A 13605-nucleotide genomic window follows, 5' to 3' on the forward strand; every position below is an offset into this window, starting at 1 on the left:
AAATGGGCGCCTGGATAACCGTTGCGCCTTAACGCACTTCAGGTTTCAGAGATGCGTGAAGTCACCGTAAAATGCGTGCCCTCCTCACACAATCGAATTAAAGTATCGAGCCCTGTGCGCGAGACTCACACATGAGACAGAAACTGCCGCCTCTGCATGCGCTTAAAATCTTTGAGGTCGCCGCTCGAGCGGGCAGCTACACCGCGGCTTCCAAAGAACTCAATTTGACCCACGGGGCGGTCAGCCGACAGATCGCTGTCCTTGAGGATTGGCTTGGCCAGCCACTTTTTGTGCGGGAGGGGCAGAGCATGGTCGCGTCTTCCCACGCACGTGCGCTTGCGAGAGAGATCAGCGCTGCGTTCGATCACATCTCGGATGCGGCCGAACGCTACGGCAAGAGCCAACAGTTGAAGGTTATCCGCGTCAGTGCGCCCGCGACATTCGCAATGCGCTGGCTCATCCCGCACTTAAACGCGTTCGCCGAGCGATGCCCTGGCATAGACGTGAGGGTTTCGACCGTGCTGTCCACGCAGCCGATGCTGAGCGGAAGTTTCGACGTCGCCATACGGAGGGAACCCTTGAACGCGGGGCAGTACCAGGTGCTCCCGTTGTTCAGCGAAACCAACACGATCATTGCCAGCCCGTCACTCCTCGCACGCCGAGGGATCATCGACGTCGAGCAATTGGCCGAAGAGACGTGGCTGACCACCGAGACTCGGCCTGGCGACTGGGAAGCGTGGACGCGCGCGACCCATCATTCAGCGCTCAGGGCCAACAGGATGCTTCGCTTCGATCACTATTTCGTCACGTTACAAGCGGTGATGGACGGCTTGGGATTTGGTATCGGGCCCTTTCCGACATTGGCCATCGAGTGCGCGAACGGTCGCCTCGCGCAGCCATTTCCTTCCCTCTGCGTCCCGGGCTCGAAATACCATGCGATGGTGCCGCTCGATGCCGATAAACCTGCGCATCTGCGGGCGTTTCTGGAATGGTTGCAGTCAGTTTGCCCTGAGCCCTGATGCGGCTGATACCGATTACGCAAACGCCACCGGGCAGGCGATCAGCCCGTCAGGGGGTGGCGAGCGCTGCCTGGATGCAGCGCCGAGATCAAGAGGGTATCTGACAGACCGCTTCCAGATTCACGCCGTCAGGTGTCAGCAGATAAGCGGCGTAATAACTGGGGTGGTAACGGGCCCTGATGCCCGGCGCCCCGTTATCCCGTCCGCCAGCGGCCATGCCTGCTGCGTGAAACGCATCGACCGCCTCGCGGCTGTAGGCGATGAGCGCTATGTGCGTCTCCTGACTGGGAACTGTCGCAGCATGCAACCAGAGAAAGGGTTTACCGTTTGAGCCGAAGCCCAATCGCCGAGGCGCAGGACAGGGAGGATCAGCCTCGATGCTCCTCATCAAGGTAATCCCGAGTGGCCTGAGCACTGTTTCGTAGAAAGCTTTGGCGCGCAGGATATCGGACACGCCAATGCCCACATGATCTATTTCTGAACCTGCAAAAACGCTCATCCCGTCACTCCATGGATGCCGATGGGGCGGGGGGATACCCGCTGTCATTTACACAACGCAGTCACACGTTGCCCGTTCACACCTGGGAGGCACCACCGTCGGCGAATAACTCGGTGCCGTTGATGTAGCTTGAGGCATCGCTGGCCAGGAACAGTGCTGCCTGACCTATCTCGTGGGCCTCACCGATCCGACCGAGCGTGCTTTTTTCGCTCAGGTCGTCGATGACCTGCTGTGCGTTTTCGCCAAGCACATCGCGCAGGGACTGGGTGTTCACCGGGCCAGGACTGAGCAGATTGATGCGTACCCCTGAACCTTTGATATCCAGAATCCAGCTGCGCACCAGCGCCCGCAACGCGGCCTTTGTCGCTCCGTAGGCACCTAGACCGGGGCCTGGATTGATCGACGCGGTCGATCCGAGAATGACGACACTGCTTCGCTTGCCCATCAAGGGCAGCGCGCCCTGCACAGTGAAGGTCGTGCCTTTGACGTTGGTTGAGAAAACCCTGTCGAAGCCTGATTCGGTGATGGCGCCCAGAGGCTCCATCACGCCTATCCCGGCATTGGCGATCAGTACATCGATACGGCCATGAGCCGCGCGGATATGGTCGAACAACCCGGCGAGATCGGCGGGGTCAGAAATGTCCGCGCGCACGGATGAGGCATTCTTGCCGAGGCGATTCACGGCATCGTCGAGTTCAGGCTTGCGGCGTCCGGTAATGATCAGCGTGGCGCCTTGCCCGGCGAACGCTTGCGCAATCGCGAAACCCAGACCCGAAGATCCTCCGGTGATCAGGACAACTTTGTTCTTGAATGGCATAGGGAGTGTCTCGGTCATGGTCTTGTAGCGGACACTACATAAATTCCGATTCGGCCACAATCTTTTTAGCGATCGCTAAATGAATCGGCCGCATGTATAGGGGTTGATATAGCGTGTAGCGATCGCTACAGTCTGCGTATCGATTCAGAGAGATGGCCATGAACGAAAAACACCGACAGCGCCGCGCCGCCTTCGACCGCGAGCAAGGGATCGCCGTCGCTCAGGCGCTGTTTCATCAACATGGCTTCGACGCGGTCAGTCTGTCCGACCTGACAGCGGCCATGGACATCAAACCTCCCAGCTTCTACGCCGCCTATGGCAGTAAGGCCGAGCTGTTCGAGCGGGCATTGCATCGCTACGCCGAGGAAAACTCGCTCCCTCTGGACACGCTGTTGGCTGCGGATCTCCCCCCCGCACACGCGCTGACGTCGCTGCTATTGGCGGCTGCGAAACAGTACGCAAGCGATAGCACGTTGCGGGGTTGCCTGATCACCGAAGGCATGCGCGCCGATGATCCTGTCGCCCGCGGCATGGCCGAGAAACTGGCTGCTGCCGGAATCCTCAGGATCCGCCGTTACCTCGATCACGTGTGCCCGCAAGACGCGCAGGCGCTGGCCGACTACGTGTTGATCACGCTCCGTGGGCTGTCATCCGCGGCATGCAGCGGCCTGTCCCGAAAGCGGATACGGGACGCTGCGCAAATTGCCAGCAACGCCATTTGCGCGACGTTGGAACGACCAAACGTCGAGATCTGAGTGTCCGCGTTTGATCAAGGCGGACACTCTCAAGACCCTTTCAAATCGCCCGCTGGTTGACGCGTGAAGAGAGCTGTTCGGCTGACTCTTTACGCTCTGAGTATCGGTCCACCAGGAAGTCTTTGCGGTCGCGAAGCAACACGGTGAATTTCACCAGTTCCTCCATCACATCCACGATCCGGTCGTAGTACGCAGACGCTTTCATTCGGTTGGCCTCGTCAAATTCCAGATAGGCCTTGGGCACCGAAGACTGGTTGGGGATGGTAAACATCCGCATCCACCGGCCAAGCACGCGCAGTTGATTCACCACGTTGAACGACTGTGAGCCACCGCAAACCTGCATGACCGCGAGGGTCTTGCCCTGCGTCGGGCGAACGGCGCCGAGTGCCAGAGGAATCCAGTCGATCTGCGCCTTGAACACGGCCGACATGGCGCCATGACGCTCGGGTGAACACCACACCTGGCCTTCCGACCACTGCACAAGGTCGCGCAACGTTTGCACCTTGGGGTGTTCAACCGGCGCGTCGTCCGGCAGTGGCAGGCCAGACGGATCGAAGATGCGCGTCTCGGCCCCGAAGTGCTCCAGCAGGCGCGCGGCTTCCTCGACCAGCAAGCGGCTGAATGAGCGCTCCCGCGTCGATCCATAGAGCAGGAGGATGCGTGGCTTGTGAGTGCTCGAAGGTGTTGCGGGAGCCTCGATGTCAAACAGACTGAGATCGAGGTTGTGAAGTTCTTCGGACATGTGTCCTCCTGCTTACAGGGTGGCGATGCGATTCAGCTCGCGCTTGAGGGCTTCCGAATCAAGGGAGCTGAATGGAAGCTCGAAGAAGGCTCGGCAGCGTCGTTCGATACGTCCGAGGGTGGCGAGAAAGGCCGCATTCACTGTTTCCTCGTCACCGATGGCATCCGAGGGATCCTCCAACCCCCAATGCGCCTTCAGTGCGGGGCCGAAATACACCGGGCAGGATTCGCCAGCGGCTTTGTCGCAGACCGTAATGACGATGTCCGGGGGACAATGCTCGAACGCATCATTGCCCTTGCTGCTCAGCCCGTCAGTAGAAATGCCAGACTGCTGCAGGGTGCTCAGGCTGCGAGGCAACACCTGTCCCTTGGGAAAGCTTCCGGAACTCACGGCTTCAAAACCAGCGGGAGCCAGGTGGTTGAACATCGCCTCGGACAAGATGCTGCGGCAGCTGTTGGCCGTGCACATGAACAACACTCGCATGAAAAGCTCCTGCCGCACTGAGGCGGACGTCGATGGTCGGCGTGTCAGCAGCAGGCGGACGCGCGAACCGGGCGCCCATCCATCTGCTGCAAGCGTTCTGAATTGATCTGGAGCCACTGGGCGTTGGCCAGCGATGTCACGTCCAGAATCTCGTTCACCCACGTTGGCAGGTCAGGATTCAGGCGGTAGTAAACCCACTGGCCTTGGCGACGATCCAGCAACAGACCGCTGGTGCGCAGCTGTGCGAGGTGGCGACTGATCTTCGGTTGGCTGTCGTCCAGTGCACACATCAGCTCGCACACACACAACTCGCCTTGGCTGGCGATCAGCAACGTGGCGCGAGCGCGCGTTTCGTCCGCGAGGCTCTTGAAGACTTCGGGAGGGGAGAGCATGGCTGTGCCTTACATATATGGATGCGCGAATATACGGATATTCATATATGTTCGGCAAGCGCTGAATGCGCGGGCACGGCAGCTGGCGTTAACTGCTGAAACGCCGAGGCGATTCTCGATTGTGACCACGCCCGCGTAACCTGCCCATGCCTACTCACCGAAGCGAGCACCACAACAGGCAGCGTTGAAACGAAGAATATCCGTCCGGCGTTTTAACCGTTGTTTTCTCATGCTGCCCCTGTAAAAAGCGCTCAACCTAGGTCAGATTCAATCCGCCGTCTGACAGCAGCACCTCACCGGTCAAATAGTCCGAATCCATCAACATTAAAACCGCGTTTGCAATGTCATCCGGGCTCGCTGCCCTGCGCATTGGGGCGCGATCTCGCCACAATGCCTGGGCATCTGTCCACTCTGCGGTCAGGGGCGTGTCTACCAGGCCGGGCGCCACAGCATTGACGCGAATGTCCGGCCCGAGTGACACCGCGAGCAGGCGGGTCATGTGATTGAGCGCCGCTTTGCTCACCGCGTAGGGAATGGATGCGCCCTTGGGACGGACACCCGCATGGGAACTGATGTTTACGACGCAACCTGCTCGGCGGTCACGGGCAGCATCACGCAGTGCCGATTCGGCCAATGTGACCAGATGGAACGGCGCTACCACATTGATTTCGTTGAGTTCGTGCCACACCGCTGAGGTAGCCGCGGAAAGGTCGGTGTGCGGAATAACCCTGCTGATGCCGGCGTTATTGACCAATACGTCGAGCTGACCCCACGCGGCGATCGCGTCGCTGACAAGCCTGACCCTGTCCGCTTCGATAGCAAGATCAGCTTGTATGTAGATAGCCTGTTTCATGTCGGCAGCCATCGCGCGCCCCGTGTCCGCAGAGTTTCGCGAATGGAGGATCACTGCATAGCCTGCCCGACTCAGCGCACGTGCGATGGCTGCGCCGATACCGGAGGTAGAGCCTGTGACCAAGGCGACGCGCAGTGTGTTATCGAGTGGCGGACTGGATTTCATAGTGAGATCTCGAATGGGTGGCTAGAGAGTTTCCACCGCAGCACCCTGCGCTGCCGGAGGTGGAAATGCCTTCCTGTTGGTTGGTCGTTCCCGACCCGTATTTCTTCGTGTCATTCGGGTTTCAGGTCGCGGACTTGATATTTGATTGCGTACAGCAGCTGGAGGTCTCAACGCCCCAACCACAAGGCGTTCAACGGCCTCCCCACTCGCGTCCAGCTCGGATGCAGCGCAAGAGGCGGATTCAGCGCCTTCGCTCATTCGGTAAACGGCAATGGCGTTACCGGGCCCACAACCCGTGTGGCCGCAGAGGGCGTTGGCTCCCGGGCAGGTTGAGCGGTTCGGCAATCCGCACCATACCTCATCCACGCGTCTTCAATAGTCGCCTGCGCACGGAAACCTCTACACTGCTCATCCCATCGATCAAGAGCGTCCCCCGCGATGCGTTTTTTTCCCCTCTTTTTATTGATCCTCCCTTCTCTCGCTGTTGCGCTCCCGGCCCTGAAAGACACCGAACTGTTCAGCAGCAAGGCGACGGACTGTCACGATGTGGACCTCGGGACCTGGCAGCACCCGGCCCGCGCTGTCTTGGAGAAACATGACATCAAGCTGGAACGGATTCAGCTGTGCAACGGCGGTCACTACCCGGTGTTCACCGGGGAGGTGCCGTACGATCCGACGGGGCAGACCAAAGACTATTTCCTTCCGCTGTATCAGGAAATGAGGAAGGCCAACGGAAAATGGCCGTACGCAATCGTGGCCACCAGTGACGATATCGTGGTGTACGTCAGCTACCCGGCCAGTGACGGGATTTCGCTGGACTACGAGCAGTTTGCGGCGCCGTAGGGAGAAGCGATTCATCACTCGCTGTCCGTATTCCCCTGCCGAATAAGTGTTAGTCCCGGCGCCGGTCTACAGGGGACTTCGCCCGCCCTTTATCTTCCTGCTTCGGCGCCAGACTGGCGCCTCGTCGAGCCGCTCCGAGAGGGGGCGGCGGGCGCAATGTCAGGTAGATGGAAGGTACGCGACATGAGCAGGAAACTTGAAGGTAAGGTCGCCGTCATCACGGGTGCCAGCGCCGGAATCGGGTTGGGTATTGCCAAGGCGTTCGCCAGTGAAGGTGCTCGCGTGTTCATCACGGGCCGCCGTCAGTCCGAACTGGATCGCGCGGTCGCGGACATTGGTCATGGTGCGATTGGCGTTCAAGGTGATGCGGGTCAACTGGCGGATCTGGACGTGCTGTACGCGACCGTCAAAGAGAAGGCCGGCCACATCGATGTATTGGCTTTGAACGCCGGGTTCTACGAGTTCATGAAGCTCGGCGAGATCACTGAGGAGCATTTCGACAAGACCTACAACGCGAACGTCAAAGGCCTGCTGTTCGGCCTGCAGAAAGCCCTGCCTCTGCTGCGCAAGGGCTCCTCGGTGATTTTCACCGGCTCGATCGCCGCGTCCATCGGCATCCCCAACATGTCCGTCTACTCATCGACCAAGGCAGCCATTCGCAACCTGGCCCGCGGCTTCATGCTCGACACCAAAGAACTGGGCATCCGCATCAATGTCCTGAGCCCTGGCCATACGCTGACGCCGGGTTTGCAGTTGTTGATTCCCGAAGCCGCGCATGCCGGCATCGTTGACACCATTCCGCTGTCCCGCCTGGGCAGCCCGGAAGACTTGGGCAAGGCCGCCGTCTTCCTCGCGTCCGATGACAGTGCCTACATCACCGGCATCGAACTGGATGTGGACGGGGGCGTCTCCCAGTATTGAGCTGACACCCTGAACGGCGTTGGGTGTCAGCGTCGGCCGCTTTGCAATGAGGCGGCCGAACCTCCGGATGACTCCCTTCGCACCGCACACTTCACTGAAGGACGTTTCGATGCTACGCATGTTCCCGACGATCACTCTGTTTTCAGCCCTGTCCCTGGTCACGGGGGTTGTCGTTGCGCAGTCTCTCGACGACACCAAGCCTCACGCAGCCGACGTCGCAATGATCGACATGCCGGTCAGTGCATCCCACAAAATCACAGTCGAGCGTCGCGGCCCGATCGTATTGATCGGTATCAACCGCCCCGACATTCAAAATAGGCTCGATCCCGAAGCCTACCTTACCCTCGCCAAGGCCTATTACGACTACGACCACGATCCCTCGCTTCGCGCCGCCGTGTTGTTCGGACACGGGGACAACTTCTCGCAGGGCCTTGATGTCGAGGGCTTCAAGGCGGTTGCCAGTTCGGGTGGCGTAACGCTCGGCGATGGACTGATCGACCCCCTCGGCAAGAAAATGCCCGGCCTCACCAAACCGCTGATCGTCGCGGTTCAGGGCGACACGTGGAACATGGCGCACGAGCTGTTTCTGGTCGCTGACATCCGGGTCGCGGCAAGCAACACCGACTTCGGACAGGATGAAAACACCCACGGTCGTTTTCCGGGCGGTGGATCGACCGTTCGGTTCGTGCATGAAGCCGGCTGGGGCAATGCCATGCGCTACCTGCTGACGGGCGATCACTGGACCGCCCAAGAGGCGTATCGCATGGGAACGGTTCAGGAAATTGCCGCTCCGCAATCGGCACTCGACAAGGCGATCGGGATGGCCAACAGAATCGCCGCCAACGGACCGTTGGGAATCAAGGCCTCGCTGGCCTCTGCGCATCGGGTCATCGACCCGGTGCAAGCCGACGCGCTCTCGTCGCTGGATACGCAACGCGCCGCGCTGTACAAGTCAAATGATTTTCAGGAAGGGCGCAAAGCGGAAGCGGAGGGAAGAGCACCTGTCTATCACGGTCATTAGATCGATCGCCGAAGAGATCGGTAAGGTGAAGCCAATCTCGCGTAGCGGGTCAGCCAGATGAGTCTGGACGAAGGCGCTGGGGCGCCTTTTCCCGAAAATGAACTCCTCACCTGTCAGCGCCAACGCCGGAATAAGGTCGGTGAGCGGACTTCCTGGCTCGATAGGCCACCCGGCCGGGCCCACGTGGCGTGCCAGAAAGATGGGGCCGCCGCGCTCCCGCGCACGAAACCAGCCGGGTGCATTGCACGGGTACATTTTGCGGCTGTCCATCCTGGCCCCTAATAATCGCCATGACGCGGCCGATAGCCTGATGACAACCTTACGTCAGTGCCTAGCGATGATCCTTTATGCCTGAACCTTCCACCGCCATCGCCAGTCCAGTGCCGCGCCGCTCGAGTGTGAGCATCATTCGGGCCTCTGTGCTCAAATTCGTCGGCCTGCTGACGGGGGTGTTTCTCCTTGCCGGTTATCTGGTGCTTTATCTGGCCCATGACCTGGATCGCAACGAGGAAACCGAAAGCGCGTTTTATACCCAGAAAGCCGTGCGAGCCCTCGAAAAATCCATAGCCGCCACGGTCAAGGATTATGCGTTTTGGGGCGATGCCTATAAGCACCTGCACACGAGGATCGATACCGATTGGGCCTACGTGCGGCAAAACGTCGGGCCCACGCTTTATGCCGACTTTGGATTCCGGGGCATATTCGTCGTCGACGCCGCTGACCACACCGCGTATTCCGTCGTCGATGGGCAGCTGTCGTCGGTCGACGCTTCCACTTGGCTGAAGCACGGGCTTCCCGACCTCTTGACTCAAGCGCGGGCGGGCGCTGAAGCCGAAACCCCTACGACCCTGTTCGCCAACATCGGCGGTCGACCCGCACTGGTGGGGGCTGCAGCGATCACCCCCGGCACAGACCCGACCGTGACACCGGATGACGGGCCGCCTTCGGTATTGATCTTCGTCGACATCCTCGGAGACGACAGGCTGGGCACACTGGGCAAGGATTACGGCGTGGATGAGTTGCGCATCGCCACGGCCGCCGAACTCAACGGGCCGTCGGTCTTCGTGTTGGGTGAAAACGGGGTGGCGGGGAGCTTGCACTGGAATCCGCCGAAACCGGGCGAACGCCTGCTTGGCCTCGGCTTGCCCTTGATCGGTATTGCCGCGTTGCTGGTGTGCCTGATGGCATGGGCGATATTGCGTCGCACAACGGCGAGCGCCCGAGCGCTGGATGCCAGTTACCAGTCCTTGCAAACCAGCCAGTCGGCGCTGGCGATCAGCGAGGCACGCTTTCGGGACGTCGTCGAAGCCAGTTCCGACTGGATCTGGGAGATCGACCATGCGGGCCGCTTTACGTACTTGTCTGAGCGATTCGAAAGTGTGACCGGTCTGACCCGGCCCGAGTGGCTCGGCGCACCCATGGATCAGCTGCTGTGCACGGAACTGGGCACGGTGACCCAATGGCTGAGCATCCCCAATCGACGGCCGGACATCAGCGTTCAGTGCCGATACGTGGACACCCAAGGTCAGGAACGCATTACCCGCTTGTCTGCCCGGGCGATGGCCGACCAGGGATTTCGCGGCACTGCGACAGATGTTACGGAAGAAGTCGAGTCCCGTCGGCGCATCGAATTTCTGTCTCAACACGACTCACTCACGGGACTGCCGAACAGAACCCGGCTCAGAGAGTTCCTCGATGGCAAGCTCAAGACGCAACCCACAGCCGAGCGGCCGCTGGTCATGCTCAGTCTGGACCTCGATCGATTCAAATCGGTGAATGATCTGCTGGGCCACGCTGCGGGGGATGCGGTATTGAACGAAATCTCCGGTCGGCTGGCCAACCGTGTTCGCCATGGGGATCTGGTCGCGCGTATCGGCGGCGACGAATTCGTACTGATATTGACGGACCTCAAGGGCCAAGACGAAGTAGAAATGCTCTGTCAGCGCCTGATTGAATCGATCGAAAGTCCGATTCGGATCGGCGAGCAGGAGGTGTTCGTCGGTGCGAGTATCGGTATCGCGATGGCGCCCACGGACGCCACCGAAGCCACCGAGTTGCTTCGCTACGCCGATATTGCGCTGTACGAGGCCAAGTCTGGGGGGCGGAACACATGGCGATTTTATGCCGGCGACATGAACTCGAAGATTGTCGAGCGTCGTCGCCTGGAGAGTGACCTGCGGTTCGCGATCAAGCATGGCGAGCTGCGCTTGCATTTTCAGCCGCGCTTTCGCATTGCCGATGGAAAAATGGTGGGCGCTGAGGCGTTGGTTCGTTGGCAGCACCCGGAGCGTGGCTTGATCCCCCCTGACACGTTCATTCCGATCGCTGAAGAAACCGGCTTGATCCTGGCATTGAGCAACTGGGTCATGGAGACCGCTTTTCAGTACGCCTCAAGCTGGCCTGATCAACTGTTCGTGTCGGTCAATCTGTCTCCCTCCGAGTTCAAGCGCGGCAGTCTGGTTGAGCGTGTGCAACGGGCCGTGCAGCAGTCGCGAATCGAGCCGGGGCGGGTAGAACTTGAAATCACCGAAAACGTCATGTTGGACGATGCACCCGGTGCGCTGGAGATCATGCGAACGCTGAAACGCCTGGGCATTCGTATCGCCATGGATGACTTCGGCACCGGGTATTCATCACTGAGCTACCTGCGCACTTTCCCCTTCGACGGGCTGAAGATCGACCGCAGTTTTCTGTCTCGGTTGACCGCTACCGAGGACGACCGGCCGGTGATCGAAGCGATCGTCGGGCTGGGTCACGCGCTTTCACTGACCGTGACAGCCGAGGGGATAGAAACGCCAGAGCATCTCGAATTGTTGCGGTCCGTACTCTGCGATGAGGGCCAAGGCTACTTCCTTAGTCGCCCCTTGGATATGGAGGGTTTCAGCGCTCTGATCCGGGTCACCGAGACCACCGGCGAAACCTGAAGGGCACCCTCACCGCCAAGGCGGACTGGGCCGAAACGATTCTTGAAGGAAACGCATGAAGTTGCGCGTCCGCTCCGGCAGTCCCTCTCGCTGATGGGTCAGCGCGACGACGTCGGCATCGGGCAGTTTCCATCCCGGCAGCAAGCGCACGAGCGAACCGTCTTTCAAGGCATCGGCCACATCCCATTCTGAGCGGAGGATGACACCGAGCCCCTCACACCCCCATTGCCGGATCACATGGCCGTCGTTGCTGCTCAGGGACGGCTGGATGCGCACGCTCTGGGTGTTTCGCCCTCGGGTGAAGTGCCAGAGCGTGACGTCTTCGTTGTTTTCCCGCAGGGCGATGCAGGGCAGTTGAGTCAGGTGTTCGGGGCTTTCGACAGGGTCGTGACTGGCGAGGAAAGCGGGGGAGGCGCAGACGAAGCGGCGGTTCGGGGCCAGCGTACGACAGACCAGATTAGACACGCCAAGCTGGCCGATATGGATGACCACGTCGAAGCGATCGGCCGCTTCCAGCATGGGCTGATCCGACAGGGTCAAGGCGATCTCGACTTCCGGGTGCAACTGTTTGAACGCGGCCACCGACGGTGCCACGTACGCTCTGCCAAAGCCGAAAGGGGCGTTGATTTTCAGTTTTCCGACAAATCCCCGGCGTCGTTCGTGCAAGTCTTCCAACAGAGTATCGAACTGCTCAAGCAGCTCGGCGCCCCGCACGCACAAGAGTTCACCTTCGTCGGTGAAGCGCAGTTGACGGGCGGAACGGTCCACCAATCGTACGTCGAGTTTCTTCTCCATTTGCTGAAGGCGCTGACTGACGGCAGAAGGCGTCAGGCCCAGTTTTCGGGAGGCCTCCAATAGGCTTTTGCTTTCACGAATCACCAACAAAAAGCGAATTTCAAGGGCGTCTGTCATTAAGAATTACTGAATCATAGAGTTAATGAGATTAACGTTCACGACGGTTTTGACGGCTTAGAATAGCGCCATTACCGGAGAGAACCTATGGCTGAACTACCTGAAACGCCCTTGCTGTTACTGGACCGTGAACGACTCGACGCCAACATCTTGCGCATGCGCAGCGCATTGGCGCCCCACAACGTCACCCTGCGACCGCACGTCAAAACCAATAAGTGCCTTGAAGTCACCCAGCGTTTCTTCGCTGACGGCAAAGGGCCCATCACCGTCTCTACGTTGCGTGAGGCGGATGTGTTCTTCGCCGCAGGCTTCACCGACATCTTGTATGGCGTCAGTATTGCGCCCAACAAGTTTGAGCACGCGGCACGGTTGCTGGCGCAAGGGGCAGACCTGAAGCTGGTGCTGGACAATCTGGAAACCGCGCGGCTGTTGGCGGATTACGCCCGCTCCAGCGTGCAGCGGTTCAATGTGCTGTTGGAGATCGATTGCGACGGGCACCGTTCAGGCATCCCGCCGGACTCCCCTGTGCTGGTCGAGATTGCACGCGTGCTCGAAGGCAGCGGCGTGACGGTGGGCGGCGTGATGACCCACGCGGGTAACTCCTACGACAGCCGATCAATTGCCGAGATCGAAGCCTTCGCCCGACAAGAGCGCGACGCGGTGGTTGAAGCGGCCCAGCGGTTGCGCGACGCCGGATTCGAGCTTTCCGTGGTCAGTGTGGGCTCGACGCCCACGGCACTGTTCACTCAGGGTCTGAGCGGGGTCACCGAAGTGCGCGCAGGGGTGTTTGCGTTCTTCGATCTGGTGATGGCCGGGTTGGGGGTTTGCAGGGTGCAAGACATTGCAGTCTCGGTGCTCGCCACTGTCATCGGTCATCAGCCGGAAAAAGGCTGGGTCCTGATCGATGCAGGCTGGATGGCGCTGTCTCGCGACCGTGGCACGGCCAAACAGCCTGTGGATCAAGGTTATGGCGTCGTCTGCGATGTGTCAGGCCAGCCGTTGGGCGACCTGATCGTGACGGCCGCGAATCAGGAGCACGGCATCATTTCGTCCCGCTCGGGGCATCTCGACAACTTCACCGCTCTGCCGGTGGGCACACAGCTGCGCATCCTGCCCAATCATGCGTGTGCCACCGCCGCGCAGCACGCGGGTTATCACGTCCTGACCGAGGGACGCTGCCTCGGTTACTGGCCCCGCATCGCGGGTTGGTGAACAGCTCCTTCTTCTCACTGCCGCCTATTAATCTCATAACAGTAAGG

General features: G+C 60.1%; 15 protein-coding genes. 7 read left to right on the top strand and 8 right to left on the bottom strand.

Going from position 1 to position 13605, the window contains the following annotated elements; all coding sequences use genetic code 11:
- Positions 1–131: 131 nt before the first annotated feature.
- Positions 132–1019: a LysR substrate-binding domain-containing protein gene (locus tag ACIQAL_RS14255; protein ID WP_341964157.1), complete on the top strand. Its 888-nt coding sequence runs from the start codon at positions 132–134 to the stop codon at positions 1017–1019.
- A gap of 88 nt (positions 1020–1107) precedes the next feature.
- On the opposite strand, the gene ACIQAL_RS14260 is transcribed toward ACIQAL_RS14255, so the two are convergent.
- Both ACIQAL_RS14260 and ACIQAL_RS14265 read right to left on the bottom strand, forming a co-directional pair.
- Complete coding sequence (locus ACIQAL_RS14260) at positions 1108–1518, bottom strand: VOC family protein (protein WP_401146341.1); 411 nt, start codon at positions 1516–1518, stop codon at positions 1108–1110.
- A gap of 76 nt (positions 1519–1594) precedes the next feature.
- A complete protein-coding gene (locus ACIQAL_RS14265; protein WP_401146344.1) occupies positions 1595–2335 on the bottom strand; it encodes an SDR family NAD(P)-dependent oxidoreductase in 741 nt (246 codons plus the stop codon).
- A gap of 158 nt (positions 2336–2493) precedes the next feature.
- On the opposite strand from ACIQAL_RS14265, the gene ACIQAL_RS14270 reads away from it, so the two are divergent.
- Positions 2494–3090: a TetR/AcrR family transcriptional regulator gene (locus ACIQAL_RS14270; RefSeq protein ID WP_401146346.1), complete on the top strand. Its 597-nt coding sequence runs from the start codon at positions 2494–2496 to the stop codon at positions 3088–3090.
- Positions 3091–3130: 40 nt separating this feature from the next.
- On the opposite strand, the gene arsH is transcribed toward ACIQAL_RS14270, so the two are convergent.
- The 4 genes from arsH to ACIQAL_RS14290 form a co-directional block, all read right to left on the bottom strand.
- A complete protein-coding gene (gene arsH, locus ACIQAL_RS14275; RefSeq protein WP_401146348.1) occupies positions 3131–3832 on the bottom strand; it encodes an arsenical resistance protein ArsH in 702 nt (233 codons plus the stop codon).
- Positions 3833–3844: 12 nt separating this feature from the next.
- Positions 3845–4315, bottom strand: coding sequence for an arsenate reductase ArsC (locus ACIQAL_RS14280; RefSeq protein ID WP_401146351.1), 471 nt, complete (start codon positions 4313–4315; stop codon positions 3845–3847).
- A gap of 44 nt (positions 4316–4359) precedes the next feature.
- On the bottom strand, positions 4360–4707 hold the full coding sequence (locus tag ACIQAL_RS14285) for a metalloregulator ArsR/SmtB family transcription factor (RefSeq protein WP_401146353.1): 348 nt from the start codon (positions 4705–4707) through the stop codon (positions 4360–4362).
- Positions 4708–4963: 256 nt separating this feature from the next.
- A complete protein-coding gene (locus ACIQAL_RS14290) occupies positions 4964–5725 on the bottom strand; it encodes an SDR family NAD(P)-dependent oxidoreductase (protein ID WP_401146355.1) in 762 nt (253 codons plus the stop codon).
- 438 nt (positions 5726–6163) lie between these two features.
- Between ACIQAL_RS14290 and ACIQAL_RS14295 the strand changes: the two genes are divergently transcribed.
- The 3 genes from ACIQAL_RS14295 (at position 6164) to ACIQAL_RS14305 (ending at position 8510) form a co-directional block, all read left to right on the top strand.
- Positions 6164–6568, top strand: a complete 405-nt coding sequence (locus ACIQAL_RS14295) for a hypothetical protein (protein ID WP_401146357.1) — start codon at positions 6164–6166, stop codon at positions 6566–6568.
- Positions 6569–6751: 183 nt separating this feature from the next.
- Positions 6752–7489: an SDR family oxidoreductase gene (locus tag ACIQAL_RS14300; RefSeq protein ID WP_401146360.1), complete on the top strand. Its 738-nt coding sequence runs from the start codon at positions 6752–6754 to the stop codon at positions 7487–7489.
- A 109-nt stretch (positions 7490–7598) separates the two neighbouring features.
- Positions 7599–8510, top strand: coding sequence for a crotonase/enoyl-CoA hydratase family protein (locus ACIQAL_RS14305; protein WP_401146363.1), 912 nt, complete (start codon positions 7599–7601; stop codon positions 8508–8510).
- Here ACIQAL_RS14305 and ACIQAL_RS14310 read toward each other — a convergent pair.
- Complete coding sequence (locus ACIQAL_RS14310) at positions 8442–8780, bottom strand: isochorismatase family protein (protein ID WP_401146365.1); 339 nt, start codon at positions 8778–8780, stop codon at positions 8442–8444. The genes ACIQAL_RS14305 and ACIQAL_RS14310 overlap by 69 nt on opposite strands.
- Positions 8781–8857: 77 nt before the next feature.
- Here ACIQAL_RS14310 and ACIQAL_RS14315 point away from each other — a divergent pair, with 77 nt between their 5' ends.
- Positions 8858–11434 (top strand): EAL domain-containing protein, encoded by a 2577-nt coding sequence (locus ACIQAL_RS14315; protein WP_401146367.1) that lies wholly within the window; start codon positions 8858–8860, stop codon positions 11432–11434.
- A gap of 9 nt (positions 11435–11443) precedes the next feature.
- Here ACIQAL_RS14315 and ACIQAL_RS14320 read toward each other — a convergent pair whose 3' ends face one another.
- Entirely contained in the window at positions 11444–12346 is a 903-nt protein-coding gene (locus ACIQAL_RS14320; RefSeq protein WP_401146370.1) for a LysR family transcriptional regulator, read from the bottom strand.
- A gap of 87 nt (positions 12347–12433) precedes the next feature.
- On the opposite strand from ACIQAL_RS14320, the gene ACIQAL_RS14325 reads away from it, so the two are divergent.
- A complete protein-coding gene (locus ACIQAL_RS14325) occupies positions 12434–13558 on the top strand; it encodes an alanine racemase (RefSeq protein WP_401146373.1) in 1125 nt (374 codons plus the stop codon).
- The last annotated feature ends 47 nt before the right edge of the window (positions 13559–13605 follow it).

The sequence above is a fragment of the Pseudomonas sp. NPDC088368 genome, assembly GCF_044753445.1.
Taxonomy (GTDB): Bacteria; Pseudomonadota; Gammaproteobacteria; order Pseudomonadales; family Pseudomonadaceae; genus Aquipseudomonas; species Aquipseudomonas bambusae.

Coding starts and splice junctions, on each gene's coding strand:
- ACIQAL_RS14285 (WP_401146353.1), bottom strand. CDS start 4,707: ATGCTCTCCCCTCCCGAAGTCTTCAAGAGCCTCGCGGACGAAACGCGC.
- ACIQAL_RS14305 (WP_401146363.1), top strand. CDS start 7,599: ATGCTACGCATGTTCCCGACGATCACTCTGTTTTCAGCCCTGTCCCTG.
- ACIQAL_RS14310 (WP_401146365.1), bottom strand. CDS start 8,780: ATGGACAGCCGCAAAATGTACCCGTGCAATGCACCCGGCTGGTTTCGT.
- ACIQAL_RS14300 (WP_401146360.1), top strand. CDS start 6,752: ATGAGCAGGAAACTTGAAGGTAAGGTCGCCGTCATCACGGGTGCCAGC.
- ACIQAL_RS14325 (WP_401146373.1), top strand. CDS start 12,434: ATGGCTGAACTACCTGAAACGCCCTTGCTGTTACTGGACCGTGAACGA.
- ACIQAL_RS14315 (WP_401146367.1), top strand. CDS start 8,858: ATGCCTGAACCTTCCACCGCCATCGCCAGTCCAGTGCCGCGCCGCTCG.
- ACIQAL_RS14290 (WP_401146355.1), bottom strand. CDS start 5,725: ATGAAATCCAGTCCGCCACTCGATAACACACTGCGCGTCGCCTTGGTC.
- ACIQAL_RS14260 (WP_401146341.1), bottom strand. CDS start 1,518: ATGAGCGTTTTTGCAGGTTCAGAAATAGATCATGTGGGCATTGGCGTG.
- ACIQAL_RS14255 (WP_341964157.1), top strand. CDS start 132: ATGAGACAGAAACTGCCGCCTCTGCATGCGCTTAAAATCTTTGAGGTC.
- ACIQAL_RS14295 (WP_401146357.1), top strand. CDS start 6,164: ATGCGTTTTTTTCCCCTCTTTTTATTGATCCTCCCTTCTCTCGCTGTT.
- ACIQAL_RS14320 (WP_401146370.1), bottom strand. CDS start 12,346: ATGACAGACGCCCTTGAAATTCGCTTTTTGTTGGTGATTCGTGAAAGC.
- ACIQAL_RS14280 (WP_401146351.1), bottom strand. CDS start 4,315: ATGCGAGTGTTGTTCATGTGCACGGCCAACAGCTGCCGCAGCATCTTG.
- ACIQAL_RS14270 (WP_401146346.1), top strand. CDS start 2,494: ATGAACGAAAAACACCGACAGCGCCGCGCCGCCTTCGACCGCGAGCAA.
- ACIQAL_RS14265 (WP_401146344.1), bottom strand. CDS start 2,335: ATGCCATTCAAGAACAAAGTTGTCCTGATCACCGGAGGATCTTCGGGT.
- arsH (WP_401146348.1), bottom strand. CDS start 3,832: ATGTCCGAAGAACTTCACAACCTCGATCTCAGTCTGTTTGACATCGAG.